This is a genomic window from Paraburkholderia sabiae (assembly GCF_030412785.1).
GTDB classification, from domain to species: Bacteria; Pseudomonadota; Gammaproteobacteria; order Burkholderiales; family Burkholderiaceae; genus Paraburkholderia; species Paraburkholderia sabiae.
This window is the reverse complement of sequence record NZ_CP125296.1, coordinates 781,387-797,218: the sequence shown is the minus strand read 5'-3', so window position 1 is coordinate 797,218 and position 15,832 is coordinate 781,387. Positions and strand designations below refer to the sequence as shown.

Here is a 15,832-nt window from a genome sequence, read left to right as displayed (position 1 = left end):
GCTTAGCATCGAGACGGGTTCACTGTCGCTCTGCAGGGAACCCGGGAGGAAGTAATGTTCGTCGTCAAGTTCGAGAGTGCTTTATGAACAAAAAGAAGCTGGAAGCGCCCCCGCTTTCTCTACTCGACCGATATCGCGGCCGCGATTTCGAACCGTTGTACACGACGACGGTTACGGTTTCAGGCGGCGAGACGGGACATGGCCGCGCGTCAGGCGTGGCGCGTTCGGACGACGGCAATCTCGATGTCGAACTGCGTTTGCCCACTGCACTCGGCGGTTCCGGCGACGGCACCAATCCCGAGCAACTGTTCGCCGCGGGCTTTGCGGGCTGCTTTCATGGCGCGTTGAACCTGCTCGGCAAGCGTATCGACAGAGAACTGGACGATATCGCCGTCGACGTGCAGGTGTCGTTCGGCCGCGATCCGATGGACGGCGGCTACGCGCTCGTGATCGATGTGCGGGTGCGGATTCCGGGTGTCGAGCGGGCTGTCGCGGAAGAACTCGTGCGCAATGCCGAGCGTCTGTGTCCGTACGCGAAGATGGCGCGGCAGGGAACGGTGAATATCGTCGCTGTCGTCGATTGAGGGAGCACGTCGGCGCTTTCGCTTTCGCGCGCCGACGTGTGAGCGTGCTTCAGTACGCGATCGTCGAAGCTTGCCGGAGTTCTTCCGGCGTCGCGGTGCCGAAGCCGAAAAACTCCAGATACGCGGGAATCATTTCGAACAGCATGTCAGTGCCGACCTGCACTTCGCAGCCCTTTTCGTGGGCGGCGCGCAGGAACGGCGTGTACTCCGACTTCATCACGACTTCGCCGACGAAGGTGTCAGGCGACAGGCGCGCGACGTCGAACGGCAGCGGATCGCCCTCCTTCATGCCGAGCGGCGTCGCGTTCACGACGACGTCGTAGCCGTCCGGATCGTTCGAACCCGTGCTGACTTTCAGATCCGGATAGTTCTCGCGCAGCCGCTGCGCGAGCCCTTCCGCCGAATCGGCGCGCGTGTCGAACAGCGACAGTTCGCCGACGTCGGCGGCCGCGAGCGAGGCCGCGATCGCCGAACCCACACCGCCCGAACCGGACACCAGCACGCGCGCGCCCTTCAGTTGCCGGCCCTTGCGCAGCACGCCGCGTACGAAACCGGCGCCGTCGAACTGATCGCCGAGCAGCGTGCCGTCGGCGCGTTTGAGCACCGCATTGCAGGCGCCCGCGATGCGCACGGCGGGCGTGACTTCATCGACCAGCCCGACCGTCGTCACCTTGTGCGGCATCGTGATGAGCGCCCCACGCAGATTGGTGAAGCGGAAGATCGACGTGAAGCTCTGCTCGTAATCTTCCGGCTTGACGCCCATCGGCACGACGACGGCATCGATACCCTTCTGCTCGAACCACGGGTTGTAGATCATCGGCGACTTGAAGCTTTCGGTCGGAAAACCGATGTGCGCGACGAGGGTGGTTTTTCCGGAAATCATGGTCGGGGGTGCTCTCTCAAACGACGGTTCTTGGTTCAGTGGGCAAACGCATCGGAGCGCAGGCGGTCGTACTCCGTCTTGTCGACCGGCTTCGCGTCGGGTTGGCCCAGGTCGTTCATATGAACGCGATAGGTTTCGCGGGCGCTGAGTGCAGCGAGCGACGCGATCACGGTGACGGCGAACGCGAGGCCGCCGACGGTCAACCAGATGTTCGTCGATCCCGGAGGCGCGACGGCCGTGAAGAGTGCGGGCAGCATCGCGGTAATCGCCGTGCCGACGTTCTGTGCAATCGCCATTGCCGAAACGCGGGTGCGCGTCGGGAACAGTTCGGGGTAGAAGCTCGGGAACACGGCGTTGTAGCCCTGATAGACCACGCCCCACATCAGCAGCGACATCAGGAACGCGAGCGGCACGTTGTGGATGCTGATTGCGTACAGATAGGCGAACGCCAGCAGACCTGCGACCAGCGAACCGACGATCATCGGCGGCTTGCGGCCGATCTTGTCCGACAGATTGCCGACATACGGAATCACCAGCACGGCGACGATGTTGCCGACGACGGGAATCCACAGGTACACGTCTTTCGCAAAACCGATGCCGTAGGCCGGCTGCACTGCGTAGGCCGCACCGAAGATCGTGGCGACGACGGGGATCACGTTCATCAGCGACATGCACACCACGCGCAGCATGTTCGGCGAGCTGTACTTGAAGGCGTCGACCACGGGCGAGCGGGCACGCGTCTGACGTTGGCCTTCATCCTTGAAAGCAGGCGTTTCGTCGACCTTGCGGCGGATAATCCAGCCCGCGATGATCACCACAAAGCTCAGCAGGAACGGAATGCGCCAACCCCAGGTGTTGAACTGGTCGGTGGGCATGTAGTGCGCGAGCGGCAGGAACACGGCTGCGGCGAGAATCTGTCCCGCCTGCACGCCTTGCAGCGTGAAGCTGGAGTAGAAGCCGCGTCGGCCGAACGGCGCGTGCTCGAGAATCATCGAGCTTGCGCCGGAGATTTCGCCCGCCACCGCAAAGCCCTGGACCAGACGCAGGACCACGAGCAGCACGGGAGCCAGCACGCCGACCTGAGCGTACGTGGGCAGGAGACCGACGCCGATCGTCGAGAAGCCCATCATGAACATGCACCACAGCAGCACGTTCTTGCGACCGTGCGTATCACCCAGGTGGCCGAGCACGAACGCGCCGATCGGCCGCGCCACGTAGCCCACGCCGTACGTCGCCAGCGACGCGACAATCGCGGTTGTCGCGTTGCCCTTCGCGAAGAAAATCTGCGGAAAGATCAGTGCCGAAGCCGTCGCGTAGATGAAGAAGTCGTAGTACTCGAGCGCCGAGCCGATCCAGCCGCTCGCGGCGGCCTTCTTCGACTGATGCTTACCGTGCGGCTCAGTGGTGGGGACTGCAGTCATGGTTGTCTCCTATGTCGACTGAAGTTGGCGCTTTAGCGCTTACCTCCAGTCCCATGCAACATTGCATGTTGCGCTTGTAGGCTGGCGACTGTCAGATGTCACCAGATGGACCGCAGAGTAGCGTTTCTGGGCCCTTATACACAAGCGAACGATACACCTTTTCGTTCGATCATCGCGCACAACTGCGCGATGATCGAACGCTCTGAGGGTTTCTCCGGGTTCGGGGCATGGGTCCGCCGACGCCCGGATGATCGGCAGCGAGCGTCCGCGGCATTGGTATGATGGCGGGCTCGCGCCATCGCATGCATCGGGCGCCGCCGCATCCATTCACAACGACCCAGAGGATCATCGCCATGACGGCCGCAACGCAATTCGATCAGGTTTCCGTAGTCAAGAAAGCCAACGTCTACTTCGACGGCAAGTGCGTGTCGCACACCGTTCTGTTCGCGGACGGCACGCGCAAGACGCTCGGCGTGATCCTGCCCGGCACGCTCAACTTCGGCACCGACGCGCCCGAACTGATGGAAGTGCAGGCCGGCAAGTGCCGCATCCGTCTCGACGGCAGCGACGAGTGGAAGACGTACGCCGCGGGCGACTCGTTCTCGGTGCCCGGCAAGAGCCGCTTCGACATCGACGTGGTCGAAACGCTCGACTACGTGTGCAGTTATCTGTAACGACGCACCTCCACGCAATTGCCGCGACGCAGCCAGCGCCGTCGTCGCGGCAACCTTCCGCATCACCGCCCAGCCCGTTTGGCGCCTGGCCTGCGCGTACGCTTCGGCGTCGAATCCGGCACGATGTCTTTCATTTTCCCGATCAGTTCGTCATGCTCCTCGCGCAGCACGTCGACGAACGCCGACGCCAGCCGCTCGCGCGGCCGATGCGGCGGAAACAGCAGATAGGTCGGAAATAGCACCGCCGGCGAGAACGGCCTGATCGCGATATCCGGCCCGGCGAAATCGCGCGCGACGACAGGATGCGCGAGCGTCACGCCCATTCCGCAGCGCACCAGTTCGCAGCAGATCGCCGTGTATTGCGCCTCGATTGCAAGCACGCGTTGCACGCCTGCGCGCGCGAACACCTCGTCCATCTGCACGCGCGTGCCGTCGCCGTGACACAGCGAGATGAACGACTCGCCTTCGAGATCGGACGGCTTGATCGACGCCTTCGCCGCGAGCCGGTGCGTCGCCGGCATCACGCAGACGGCCGCCACCTTCGACAGCATCTCGACATCGCAATTCGAAGCCTCGCTGATGTACACCGCCACGCCGAGATCGCAGAACTGCGACGCGGTCCAGTGATTCACCGTCCCCGACGTATTCACATGCAGCGACACCGTCACGCCCGGATGCAGCGCCTGAAAACGCTTGATCGCGTGCGGCACGAGCGTGAGTCCCGCTGACGGCATTGCCGCGATGCGCAGACGTCCGCTGCCCAGGTTGCGAATCTGCGCAGCGGCATTCGCGAGTCCTTGCAGACCGACATACGCGCGCTCCACTTCACGAAAGAACGCTGTGCCCTCGCTGGTCGGAATCAGCCGCACGCCGCTGCGCTGAAACAGCAGCAGGCCCGTTTCGCGTTCGAGCTGTGAGATCAGACGGCTCACATTCGGCTGCGACGTGAACAGCGCTTTCGCCGCCGCCGTCATCGACCCGGCCACCATGACGGCGCGAAACGCCTCGACGTGTTTCAGGTTCATCGTCATCAACCCATATCAGCGATGTATGGATAGCTATTTTATTCGTATTGGACGATATAACCATAGCGGACCAGACTGTGTCGCATGGATACGCCGCCAGAGCGTCCATCCCACACTCCAAGGAGATCACCGTCATGCAAGAAACGCTGCGCCGCCGTTGCCGTTTTACGAGCCATGTCCTCTCCACCACGCTGTCTCTCGCCTGCCTGACCGCTTCCCTCTATGCACATGCCGACACTACGCTCTATGTCGCGAACGTCGGCGGTTCGAACGAGCAGCTCTATCGTCAGAAGATCATTCCGCCGTTCGAAAAAGCGCATGACGTGAAGATCGTCTACGTCGCGGGCAATTCGAGCGACACGCTCGCGAAGCTTCAGGCGCAGAAGGGTCATCAGCAGATCAACGTCGCCGTGATGGACGACGGCCCGATGTACCAGGCGATGCAGCTCGGCCTGTGCGCAAAGGTCGACGACGCGCCCGTGATGAAGGACGTCTATCCGCTCGCGCGGCTCGGCCCGACGGCCGTCGGCGTCGGCATGGTGGCGACGGGCATCGGCTACAACGAAGAGGCGTTCAAAAAGCTCGGCCTGCCCGCGCCCGACTCGTGGCAGGTGCTCACCGACAAGCGCCTGAAAGGCAAGCTCGGCGTGCCGCCCATCACCAACACGTACGGACTGCATACGCTCGTGATGCTCGCGCGGATGAACGGCGGCGGCGAGAAGAACATCGACCCCGGCTTCAACGCGATGACGAAGCAGGTCGCGCCCGACGTGCTCTCGTGGGCGCCGACGCCCGGCGAAATGGACGGCCTGATGCAGGCCGGCGACGTGATCCTCGCGCCGTACGGAAGCGGCCGCGCGGTCGCGCTGCAGAACACGGGCTTCCCGCTCAAGTTCGTCTATCCGAAGGAAGGCGGCGTCGCGCTGCAGGTGGCCGCCTGCGCAGTCGCGGAAAACGCGCAGCCGAAGCTGTCGCAGGAATTCATCCAGTACCTGCTGAGCCCCGAAGTGCAGGCGATGCAGGCACAAGGCATCGGTCTGGGCCCCGTGAACAAGACGGTCAAATTGACGCCCGAAGTGGCCGCGCGCGTGCCGTACGGTCCCGAGCAGGTCGGCAAGCTGACAGCGATGGACTGGAGCACGATCAACCAGCATCGCACGGAATGGACGGAGCGCTGGAACCGCTCGGTCGAACGCTAGGCCGCGTGCCGCACATCAGTCAGACCGTCCGCATCTGAACAGGACCGACGCATATGACCTTCCTCACCTTGCAAGGCATCTCGAAGCGCTACGGCGACTTCACGGCCGTCGAGCAACTCGATCTGTCCGTCGAGCGCGGCGAGTTCCTGTCGCTGCTCGGCCCGTCCGGCTGCGGCAAGACGACCACGCTGCAGATGATCGCCGGCTTCGTCACGCCGAGCGCGGGCCGCATCACGCTCGATGGCCGCGACATCACGAACCAGCGCCCCGAGAAGCGCGGCATGGGCGTGGTGTTCCAGAGCTACGCGCTGTTTCCGCATATGACGGTGGCGGGCAACGTCGGCTTCGGTCTGGAAATGCGCAACATGAAGCGCGCCGAGCGCGCGGTGCGCGTCGCCGAAGCGCTCGATCTGGTGCGCCTCAAAGGGCTCGACGCGCGCTATCCGAAGGAACTGTCGGGCGGCCAGCGCCAGCGCGTCGCGATTGCGCGTGCGCTGGCGATGCGCCCCGACCTGCTGCTGCTCGACGAACCGATGTCGAACCTCGACGCCAAGCTGCGCGAGGAAATGCACATCGAACTGCGCGCGATCCAGAAGCGCCTCGGCATCACGACGATCCTCGTCACGCACGATCAGGTCGAAGCGATGACGATGAGCGACCGCATCGCCGTGCTGCATCGCGGCCGCATCGCGCAACTGAGCACGCCGTTCGACGCCTACGAGCGCCCCGCCACGCCGTTCGCATCGACGTTTCTGGGCCGCACGAACACGCTGCCGGGCGAAGTGCTCAGGCTCAATCCGCGCTGTGCGGAAGTCGATGTCGCGGGCACGACCCTGCATGTGCCGCACGAAGGCCGCGAGGTGGAAGGCGCGGTTCACGTGTATATCCGTCCGGAGAAAGTGCGGCTCGCGAACGGCGATGCGCGCATGCTGGGACGCGTCGCGAACCGTGTGTTCATCGGCAATCAATGGCTGCTCGAAATCGACACGGAACTCGGCAAGCTGCACGTCGCGCAGCCGAATTTCGGCGCGCCGCCGCCCGAGGAAGGCCATGAAGTCGGCCTCGCCTTCACCGACGACGACCTGCGTGTGCTGACCCGGGAGAGCGCTCATGGCAACGCTTGACGATACCCGCGCGGGCGCGGCGCCGTGGCTGCTGTCCGCACCCGCGCTGCTGCTGTTCGGCGCGCTGCTGCTCGTGCCGCTCGTGCTGACATTGCTACTGTCGTTTCGCGTCTTCAGCGACGTAGCGGGCGTGCAGACGCTCTACACACTCAAGAACTACGCCGAAGTATTGAGCGATCCGTACTACGGCGAAATCTTCCTGCGCACGGCAGGCCTCGCGCTCGCGGTCACGCTGCTGAGCGTGCTGCTCGGCGTGCCGGAGACGATCGTGCTCGCGCGCATGAAGCGTCCGTGGCAATCGCTGTGTCTGCTGATCGTGCTCGGGCCGCTGCTGATTTCCGTCGTGGTGCGCACGCTCGGCTGGCAGATCCTGCTCGGCAACAATGGTGTGCTGAACAACGTGCTGCAAGCGCTGCACATCACGTCCGAGCCGATCCGTCTCGTCTTCACGATGACGGGCATGATCATCGCGCTCACGCACGTGCTGGTGCCGTTCATGGTGATGTCGGTGTGGGCGACGCTGCAGAAGCTCGATCCGCAGGTCGAATGGGCGGGGCTGTCGATGGGCGGCTCGCCGCTGCGCGTATTTCGCCGCGTGGTGCTGCCGCAGATCATGCCCGGCGTGCTGTCCGGCTCGATCATCGTGTTCGCGCTGTCGGCTTCGGCTTTCGCGACGCCGGCGCTGATCGGCGGCCGCCGTCTGAAAGTGGTCGCGACGGCCGCCTACGACGAATTCCTCGGCACGCTGAACTGGCCACTCGGCGCAAGCATCGCGGTGCTGCTGCTGATCGCGAATGTCGCGATCGTGATGGGCTGCAGCCGTCTCGCCGAACGCCGCTTCAAGCACATCTTCGAGTGAGGCCGTCATGAAACAGAACGGATTCTGGGGCCTGCTGTTCAACGCGCTGTTCCTCACCTTCATCCTCGCGCCGCTCGTCGTCGTGCTGCTGGTCGCGTTCACCGACAAGGGTTTCATTTCGATGCCCTTCGACGGCGCGTCGCTGCGCTGGTTTCGCGCGATTCTCGACAACGACGACATCGTCTCGGCGTTCTGGCTGTCGGTGCGGCTCGCGTTCGCCGCCGCGACGATCGGCGTCGTGCTCGCGGTGCCCGCCGCGCTCGCCATTGCGCGTTATCGCTTCACGGGCCGCGCCGCGCTGATGAGCTTCTTCCTCTCGCCGATGATGATTCCCGCCGTCGTGCTCGGCATCGCGTTCCTGCGCTTCCTGTCGCTGCTGCATCTGAGCGGCTCGTTCTGGGCGCTCGTCGCAACGCACGTGATCGTCGTGTTGCCGTACGCGCTGCGGCTTGCGCTGTCGTCGGCTGTCGGGCTCGACCGCGACGCCGAGCGCGCCGCACTCTCTTGTGGCGCGAGCCGCTTCACGGCCTTCCGCCGCGTCGTCCTGCCGATGATCCGCACGGGCGTCGCGGGCGGCTGGGTGCTGTCGTTCATCCAGAGCTTCGACGAGCTCACGATGACCATTTTCGTCGCGACGCCCGGCACGACCACGCTGCCCGTCGCGATGTACAACCAGATCGCGCAGACCATCGATCCCCTCGTCGCTTCCGTGTCGGCGGTGCTGATCGTCGGCACGGTTCTGCTGATGGTGCTGCTCGACCGCATGGTCGGACTGGACCGTATCCTGATCGGAGAAGCTCGATGACCCGCAACTCATCCGCGAACCCCGACGTGCTCGTGCTGGGCGGCGGGCTGGTCGGTTCCGCCGTCGCCTGGGGCCTCGCGCGCGAAGGCGCGCGCGTGACCGTGCTCGATCAGGACGACGGCGCGCTGCGCGCGTCGCGCGGCAATTTCGGGCTCGTGTGGATTCAGGGCAAAGGCTACGGACTCTCGCCGTATGCACGCTGGTCGCGCAGCTCGGCCGCGCGCTGGCCGTCGCTGGCCGATGCGCTGCTCGCCGAAACGGGCATCGACGTCGCGCTGCGTCAGCCGGGCGGCTTTCACTTCTGCTTTTCCGACGACGACCTCGCCGAACGCGCGAAGCGGCTCGGCACGCTGCAACGCGAACTCGGCGACTACCCGTACCAGTTGCTCGACGCACGCGAAGTGCGCGAACGCCTGCCCGCGATCGGGCCGGACGTGATCGGCGCGAGCTACACGCCGATGGACGGCCACGTCAATCCGCTCAAGCTGCTGCGCGCGCTGCATGCAGGCATGCAGGGACGCGGCGTGAAGCTGATCGGCGGCGAAGAAGCGCTGCACATCACGCCCGAAAGCGGCGGCTTCGCGGTGCAGGGCAAGCGCGGCACGTATCGCGCGGCGCGCGTGGTGCTCGCGGCGGGACTCGGCAATCGCGTGCTCGCACCGCAGGTCGGACTGCATGCGCCCGTCGCGCCGAATCGCGGCCAGGTGCTGATCAGCGAGCGCGTTGCGCCGTTCCTGCACTACCCGACGCTGAACGTCCGGCAAACCGACGAAGGCACCGTGCAATTCGGCGATTCGATGGAAGAAGTCGGCTTCAACGACTTCACGACCACGCCCGTGCTGTCCGATATCGCGCGACGCGGCGTGCGTGCATTCCCGCTGCTGAAGAACGTGCGGCTGGTGCGCACGTGGGCCGCGCTGCGCGTCTATAGCCCGGACGGCTTTCCCGTCTACGACGAATCCGCGCGTCATCCGGGCGCGTTCGTCGTCACCTGCCACAGCGGCGTGACGCTCGCCGCGGCGCATGCGCTGCGCGTCGCGCCGTGGATCGCCGGCGGCGCGATGCCCGACGAGATTCCCGCGTTTTCGGGCAACCGCTTCCTCGAATCCCCCGCTCTCATTCCCGCTCACTGATTCCGCCATGACTTCCACACCGCTATTCAAGGCCCTGCCCGGCGCCGATGCGCCCGTCGACATCTGGTTCAACGATCAGCCGCTGCGTGTGCCGGGCGGACGCTCGGTAGCCGCGGCGCTGCTGGTCGCGGGCATTGCGCGGTTTCGCGCGACGCCCGTTTCGGGCGCGCCGCGCGCGCCGTTCTGCATGATGGGCGCGTGCTTCGAGTGCCTCGTCGAGATCGACGGCGTGCCGAGCCGGCAAAGCTGCATGGTGACCGTACGCAACGGCATGCGTATCCGTTCGCAGGAAGGCGCGCGCGATCTGCCGCCGTCCGAAGTCTCGCTGGAGGATGCTCATGGCCGCTGAACACGATGCAACGCTCGCAGCCGTATTTGCCGCCGAAGCCGTCGATGTCGTCGTCGTAGGCGCCGGTCCCGCCGGCATGAGCGCGGCGACGCTCGCAGCGCGTGCGGGCCTGTCCGTCGTGCTGCTCGACGAACAGGATGCCGTCGGCGGGCAGATCTATCGCGCAATCGGTCATGCCGATGCGCGCCGCAAGGAGATTCTCGGTCCCGACTACGCGGCGGGTTCGGCCATCGCGGAGGCGTTCGCCCGTTCCGGCGCGCGCCACGTCGCGCATGCGTCCGTGTGGCAGGTCACGCGCGAGCGTTCCGTGCATTACCTGAAAGACGGCAAGGTCGGCAGCTTCGACGCACGGCGCGTGATTCTCGCGACGGGTGCGCTCGAACGGCCGTTCCCGATTCCCGGCTGGACGCTGCCCGGCGTGCTGACGGCGGGCGCCGCGCAAATCCTGCTGAAAAGCGCAGGCGAAGTACCCGCCGAAGCGCCCGTGCTGGCGGGCTGCGGCCCGCTGCTGTATCTGCTCGGCTGGCAATACGTGCGCGCAGGCGTGCCGATCCGCGCGCTCGTCGATACGACGCGCCACGAGGACCGCTGGCGCGCGAAGAAGCATCTGCTGTCCGCACTGCGCGCGTGGCCGTTCCTGAGCAAAGGCCTGCAGCTGATCCGCACGCTGCGCGCCGCTGGCGTGCCCATCTACGAAGCCGCCGACGATCTGCAGATCGAGTCGAAGCGCGACAGTGAGGGCACCGACGGCACCGAGCGCGCCGCCGCGCTGCGCTTCACGACGCAAGGCCGCGCGCATCGGGTCGAAGCGAACGTGATCCTGCTGCATCAGGGCGTCGTGCCGAACACGCAGTTCACGCTGTCGCTGCGCGCGCAGCACCACTGGGACGCAGCGCAGTTGTGCTTCGCGCCGACCACGGACGCCTGGGGCGAACTCGACGTGCCGGGCATTTTCGTGGCGGGCGACGGCGGCGGCATCGGCGGCGCGCAGGCGGCGGCCGAACAGGGCGCGCTGAGCGCGCTGCAGGTCGCATGTCAGCTCGGCGCGATCGATGCGGCGGCGCTCGAACGCGAAGCCGCGCCGCATCGCCGCGCGCTCGCCGACGTGCTGCGCATCCGTCCGTTTCTCGACAGCCTGTACCGTCCGCGCGACGCGAACCGCATTCCGTCCAACGACGTGGTCGTGTGCCGTTGCGAAGAAGTGACGGCGGGCGACGTGCGCGGCTTCGTCGAACTGGGCTGCATGGGACCGAACCAGGCGAAGTCGTTTGGACGCTGCGGCATGGGCCCGTGCCAGGGACGCATGTGCGGCCTGACCGTCACCGAAATCATCGCGGATGCCCGCAAGGTGTCGCCGGGCGAAGTCGGCTATTACCGCATTCGTCCGCCTATCAAGCCGCTCACGCTCGGAGAACTCGCCGGTGAATGACGCCGCCCTGTCCCATTCCGGCGACGTGCGCGAGGCCGATGTGCTCGTGATCGGCGGCGGCCTGCACGGTTCGAGCAGCGCGTTCCACATGGCGCGGCGCGGCGCGAACGTGATCGTGCTCGAAGCCGATTATGTCGGGCGGCACTCGTCGGGCGTCAACGCGGGCGGTGTGCGAACGCTCGGCCGGCCGGTGCCCGAAATCCCGCTCGCGCTGATGTCGCGCGAAATCTGGCACACGTTGCACGACACGATCGGCGACGACGGCGGCTTCGTGCCGTCCGGCCAGTTGAAGATCGCCGAAACGGACGCCGAACTCGACGAGTGCCGCGCGCGCGTCGCGCTGCTCGAATCGCATGGTTTCACGCATGAAAAACTGATCGACCGTGCGAGCGTGCTCGAACTCGAACCTGCGCTCGCGCCGCATGTGACGGGCGGCATCTGGGTCGAGCGCGATGGCTACGCGTTGCCGTTCAGGACCACGACATCTTTCCGCCTCGCCGCGCAACGGCACGGCGCGCGCTTCTTCGAAGGCACGCCCGTTGGCCGCATCGAACAGCGCGGGACGCGCTGGTTCGCGCAAACGCCGCGCGGCCTCTTCAGCGCGGAAAAACTCGTGATCACGGCGGGCGCGTGGGCGGGCCAACTCGCGGATCAGGTCGGCGAACGCGTGCCCGTTCATCCCGAAGGCCTGATGCTGATGGTCACGCATCGCGTCGCACCGTTCTGCCGCGCGACGCTCGGCGCAACGGGGCGTCCGCTGTCGTTCAAGCAGTTCGACAACGGCACGGTGGTGATCGGCGGCAAGCTGATCGGTATCGCCGATCTGGAGGCGCGTCATGGCGAAGTCGATTTCGCGCGCCTCGTGCGCAGCGCCAATACCGTCGTCGATCTGTTTCCGCATTTGCGGCATCTCGGCGTGAACCGCGCATGGGCAGGCGTCGAAGCCTTCACCGACGACTCGCTGCCCGTCATCTCCGCGAGCCGCCGCGCATCGAATCTCGTCTACTCGTTCGGCTATTGCGGCAGCGGCTTCCAGCTCGGACCGGGATGCGGAAAGCTCGTCTCCGAACTCGTGCTCGACGGCAAGCCTTCATTGCCGCTCGACGCGTTTGCAATCGACCGTTTCGACGAGCCGCAAGCTGCCTCGATCCGAGCGGCCAGCGCCGTCGCTCATTGATTTCTTCACTCACCCACAGGAGCAAACCAGCGTATGTCCGATATCGTCAGAATCGAAACGAACCAGCGCATGAGCCGTGTCGTCAAGGCAGCGGGACTCGTGTTCATCGGCGGGCAGACTTCGAACGATCACGCGCCCGATGTGAAAACGCAGACGGCGAGCGTGCTCGCGAAGATCGACGGCTTTCTGGAGAAGGCGGGTATCGACAGGACGCGCCTCGTGTCGGCGCAAGTGTGGCTCGCGAATATCGAGCGCGATTTCGCGGGCATGAACAGCGTGTGGGACGCATGGGTTGCGCCCGGCTGCGCGCCGACCCGCGCAACGGTCGAGGCGAAGCTCGCCGCGCCGGAACTGCTGGTCGAGATCGCCGTCGTCGCGCTCGCGTAACGGCTGCGTCGAAACAGGCGATAGCCGCCTGAAATCGGCTACGCGTTCGACACGCGATACGTGCCCCTTCCCGCCTGCTTCGCGCTGTACAACGCCTGATCCGCGCGCCGGATCAGGCCGTCGACGGAATCGTCGTTCGCTGCGAGCGCAATGCCGACGCTCGTGCCGATGCTCACCGCCTCGCCCGTCGACAGGTGATACGGCAGCGCGATGTCGCGAATCACGCGCTGCGCGAGCGCGACGACGGACGGCAACGTGGTGTGATCGGCGATGATCGCGAACTCGTCGCCGCCCAGCCGCGCGACCAGTTCGCCCGGACGCAGCACGCGCGAGAGCCGCGCGGCGACCGTCTCCAGCACCTCGTCGCCCGCGCAATGGCCGAGCCGGTCGTTGACCTGCTTGAAGCCGTCGAGATCCAGATACATCATCGCGCACGCTCCGCCCTGATCGCGCGCACTCACCCTCAGAATCTGTTCGAGGCGGTCGCGCAGTTCGCGGCGGTTCGGCAGGCCCGTCAGCGAATCGTGACTCGCGAGATGCAGGATCTTCGCCTCCGTCTGCCGACGCTGCGTGACGTCCTCGATGATGATGACGGCGCTGCCGTCGGGCACGGGATTACGCGTCAGTTCGAGCTGGCGGCCGTCCTGCAGTTCGAGATCCATCGGCGTGCGCTCGTCGTGGAGCCACGCGTTGCACTGTTCGACGAGCCGTTTATGCAGCGTCTCGCCGAACTGCGCGATACCCACATGGCCGATGAATTCCGGCAGCGGCACATTCAGTTTCAGCATCTCGACGGTCGCGCCGAACAGTTCCGCCGTGCGGCGATTCGCGATCACGACGTTGCCCGTTCCGTCGACCGTGCACAAACCGTGCGGCATGTAGGCGAGCGCCGCGTCGAAGCGCGCGGCGAGTTCGGCGTGGCGCTGCTCGGCCGTCATCAGCGCGACGAGCCCTTTGTAGTGGCGTTGCACGACCGAGACCATCGCGGCGTTGTACGCGATGAGCGGCGGCACGAGAATCCATGCGCCGCTTTGCGGCGCGATCAGCGCGCCGATGCCGATGGGCACCGTGCCGAGGAAAATCTGTGCGATCGCGAGCCGCGGCAGCGCCGCGTTGCGCGACGCGATGCCGCCGAGTATGCCCGCCGCGACCATGATCGCGAGCGTCGCGAGTTCCTTGTCCGGCGACAGAAAACAGGCCGCCGTGCCGAGCCCGAGCAGCAGACACGCCACGAGGCTCACGGGCGCATAACGCGTCGCCCACGGCGCCGGATGCACCGCGCAGACGCGGCTGCGCGCAACGTAAATGCGGACGATGCCGAGCCGCGCGGCGAGCACGGCGATATCGGCGATCAGCCAGAGCGCCGTCCATGACTGATGCAGCCGGAAGCACGCGACGATCGCCACGAACACGCTCGACATGCCCGACAGAAACAGCGGCCATGCGTTGTCGAACAGCGCGGACATCAGCGCGGCGCGCACCGACGGGCTGATCACGCCCTTTTCCGGCGTAGGCGTCGCCAGCAGCGAATCGTAAAGAGAGGCTTTCTCAGACATGGCTCGGCCGTAGTCGGGACGCTGGTTTCCGGCTCATTGGAAGGCAACCTTTTTTCTTTGGTTTAACGGCCTGAAAATGGAGGGATTGAGTCAGGTGAAACGCGAACTACAGGTGAACTGCGCGCGAACTGAAGAGGACTCCCCGCCAAGCCACGCATAATGCCGCAATTTTGTCCGTTCGTGCTGACGAGCGGATCGTTGCGCATGCAAAATCTGCCGAACACGCCGGCATCGCAGAACTTTGGAGACTGAAACAACTGTGAGACTCGATACGACCACTGTCCGGCTGGTGCTCGCCATCGTCGATGAAGGCAGTATTTCCCGCGCCGCCGACAAGCTCGGGCTCGCCGTGGCCGCCGCCTCGCGCCGCGTGTCGGACCTCGAGGAGCAACTCGGCGCGAAGCTGTTCCGGCGCGTGCCGCATGGCGTCGAAGTCACCGAATCGGGCGACAAGCTGCTGCGCTATATCCGCCAGATCGACACGCTCGTCGACCGGCTGGCAGGCGACGCGCAGGCGCTCGTTCAGGGACTCGAAGGCCGCATCATCATCGGCGCGCCGAAGGCTGTCGTGATCGAGTTTCTCGCGCGCGATATCGCGGGCATCCAGCGGCAGTATCCGGGCATTTCGCTGAAGATCGTCGAAGAGAACAGCAAGATCATCCAGCAGATGCTGCGCGACAAGGTGATCGATATCGGCATCTACGAGAAAAAGAGCGGCTTTCTCGACCTCGCGCAGTTGCCGTATCGGCAGGACCGTCTCGTGCTGGTCTACAGCCCGGCGCACTTCAGTTTTGCCGGCGCGCCCGTCTCGATCGACGATCTGCTCGACATGCCGCTAGTCAGTCTCGGCAAGGGCTCGGCGATCCTCTCTGCCGTGCAGCGCGCGTATCGCAGCCGCGGCCGGCAGTTCACCAACGACTTCTCCGTCAACGGCTTCGACACGATGCTCGCCTTCGTGCGGCATGGGCTCGGCGTCGGTCTGATGCCGCCCGACGTGCTGAGCAGCTTCGGCCCCGATGACAGACTCGCCTGCGCCGAACTGCAAGGCGACTGGCACGAGCGCAGCTATGTGCTGTCGTGCGCCGAAGGGCATGCGCAGGCGCAGACACTGCAAAACGTCGTGACGGCGCTGACGAACGCGCCGCAGTGAGCCGCTGACGTGCCCTTTCGCGAATTGCGAATCCAGCCATGACTGTTACGTCCTTGCCGCGGTCTCCCGGGTAGGTG

At 65.5% G+C, this 15,832-nt stretch carries 16 protein-coding genes; 12 read left to right on the top strand and 4 right to left on the bottom strand.

The window, feature by feature from the left end; translation table 11 throughout:
* Window positions 1-83: 83 nt before the first annotated feature.
* Window positions 84-584 (top strand): Ohr family peroxiredoxin, encoded by a 501-nt coding sequence (locus tag QEN71_RS33305; RefSeq protein WP_201647397.1) that lies wholly within the window; start codon window positions 84-86, stop codon window positions 582-584.
* A gap of 49 nt (window positions 585-633) precedes the next feature.
* Here the strand turns inward: QEN71_RS33305 and QEN71_RS33300 are convergent, their stop codons facing one another.
* Entirely contained in the window at window positions 634-1,467 is an 834-nt protein-coding gene (locus QEN71_RS33300) for a shikimate dehydrogenase family protein (protein WP_201647396.1), read from the bottom strand.
* A 35-nt stretch (window positions 1,468-1,502) separates the two neighbouring features.
* Window positions 1,503-2,888 carry an MFS transporter gene (locus tag QEN71_RS33295; protein ID WP_201647395.1) on the bottom strand — a complete coding sequence of 462 codons (1,386 nt, stop codon included), beginning with the start codon at window positions 2,886-2,888 and terminating at the stop codon, window positions 1,503-1,505.
* A gap of 353 nt (window positions 2,889-3,241) precedes the next feature.
* Here QEN71_RS33295 and ppnP point away from each other — a divergent pair, with 353 nt between their 5' ends.
* Window positions 3,242-3,562 carry a pyrimidine/purine nucleoside phosphorylase gene (gene ppnP / locus QEN71_RS33290; RefSeq protein WP_201647394.1) on the top strand — a complete coding sequence of 107 codons (321 nt, stop codon included), beginning with the start codon at window positions 3,242-3,244 and terminating at the stop codon, window positions 3,560-3,562.
* A 62-nt stretch (window positions 3,563-3,624) separates the two neighbouring features.
* On the opposite strand, the gene QEN71_RS33285 is transcribed toward ppnP, so the two are convergent.
* Window positions 3,625-4,587, bottom strand: a complete 963-nt coding sequence (locus QEN71_RS33285) for a LysR substrate-binding domain-containing protein (RefSeq protein WP_201647393.1) — start codon at window positions 4,585-4,587, stop codon at window positions 3,625-3,627.
* A 134-nt stretch (window positions 4,588-4,721) separates the two neighbouring features.
* On the opposite strand from QEN71_RS33285, the gene QEN71_RS33280 reads away from it, so the two are divergent.
* The 9 genes from QEN71_RS33280 to QEN71_RS33240 are packed head-to-tail and all read left to right on the top strand — an operon-like array spanning window position 4,722 to window position 13,049.
* Entirely contained in the window at window positions 4,722-5,786 is a 1,065-nt protein-coding gene (locus tag QEN71_RS33280; protein WP_201647392.1) for an ABC transporter substrate-binding protein, read from the top strand.
* Window positions 5,787-5,839: 53 nt separating this feature from the next.
* Complete coding sequence (locus QEN71_RS33275; RefSeq protein ID WP_201647391.1) at window positions 5,840-6,910, top strand: ABC transporter ATP-binding protein; 1,071 nt, start codon at window positions 5,840-5,842, stop codon at window positions 6,908-6,910.
* Window positions 6,897-7,769, top strand: a complete 873-nt coding sequence (locus QEN71_RS33270) for an ABC transporter permease (RefSeq protein WP_201647390.1) — start codon at window positions 6,897-6,899, stop codon at window positions 7,767-7,769. The genes QEN71_RS33275 and QEN71_RS33270 overlap by 14 nt, the downstream gene beginning before the upstream one ends.
* Window positions 7,770-7,776: 7 nt before the next feature.
* Window positions 7,777-8,574: an ABC transporter permease gene (locus tag QEN71_RS33265; protein ID WP_201647389.1), complete on the top strand. Its 798-nt coding sequence runs from the start codon at window positions 7,777-7,779 to the stop codon at window positions 8,572-8,574.
* The gene (locus QEN71_RS33260) at window positions 8,571-9,707 is read left to right on the top strand and encodes an NAD(P)/FAD-dependent oxidoreductase (protein WP_201647388.1); all 1,137 of its coding nucleotides are present in this window, start codon (window positions 8,571-8,573) and stop codon (window positions 9,705-9,707) included. Before QEN71_RS33265 ends, QEN71_RS33260 begins: the two co-directional genes overlap by 4 nt.
* Before the next feature lie 7 nt (window positions 9,708-9,714).
* Window positions 9,715-10,056, top strand: a complete 342-nt coding sequence (locus QEN71_RS33255; RefSeq protein ID WP_201647387.1) for a (2Fe-2S)-binding protein — start codon at window positions 9,715-9,717, stop codon at window positions 10,054-10,056.
* The gene (locus QEN71_RS33250; protein ID WP_201647386.1) at window positions 10,046-11,485 is read left to right on the top strand and encodes an FAD/NAD(P)-dependent oxidoreductase; all 1,440 of its coding nucleotides are present in this window, start codon (window positions 10,046-10,048) and stop codon (window positions 11,483-11,485) included. Before QEN71_RS33255 ends, QEN71_RS33250 begins: the two co-directional genes overlap by 11 nt.
* Complete coding sequence (locus QEN71_RS33245; protein WP_201647385.1) at window positions 11,478-12,662, top strand: NAD(P)/FAD-dependent oxidoreductase; 1,185 nt, start codon at window positions 11,478-11,480, stop codon at window positions 12,660-12,662. Before QEN71_RS33250 ends, QEN71_RS33245 begins: the two co-directional genes overlap by 8 nt.
* A gap of 33 nt (window positions 12,663-12,695) precedes the next feature.
* On the top strand, window positions 12,696-13,049 hold the full coding sequence (locus QEN71_RS33240) for a RidA family protein (RefSeq protein WP_201647384.1): 354 nt from the start codon (window positions 12,696-12,698) through the stop codon (window positions 13,047-13,049).
* A 38-nt stretch (window positions 13,050-13,087) separates the two neighbouring features.
* Here the strand turns inward: QEN71_RS33240 and QEN71_RS33235 are convergent, their stop codons facing one another.
* Window positions 13,088-14,605, bottom strand: coding sequence for a sensor domain-containing diguanylate cyclase (locus tag QEN71_RS33235; RefSeq protein WP_201647383.1), 1,518 nt, complete (start codon window positions 14,603-14,605; stop codon window positions 13,088-13,090).
* Between the two features lie 259 nt (window positions 14,606-14,864).
* Between QEN71_RS33235 and QEN71_RS33230 the strand changes: the two genes are divergently transcribed.
* Window positions 14,865-15,755: a LysR family transcriptional regulator gene (locus tag QEN71_RS33230; RefSeq protein WP_201647382.1), complete on the top strand. Its 891-nt coding sequence runs from the start codon at window positions 14,865-14,867 to the stop codon at window positions 15,753-15,755.
* The last annotated feature ends 77 nt before the right edge of the window (window positions 15,756-15,832 follow it).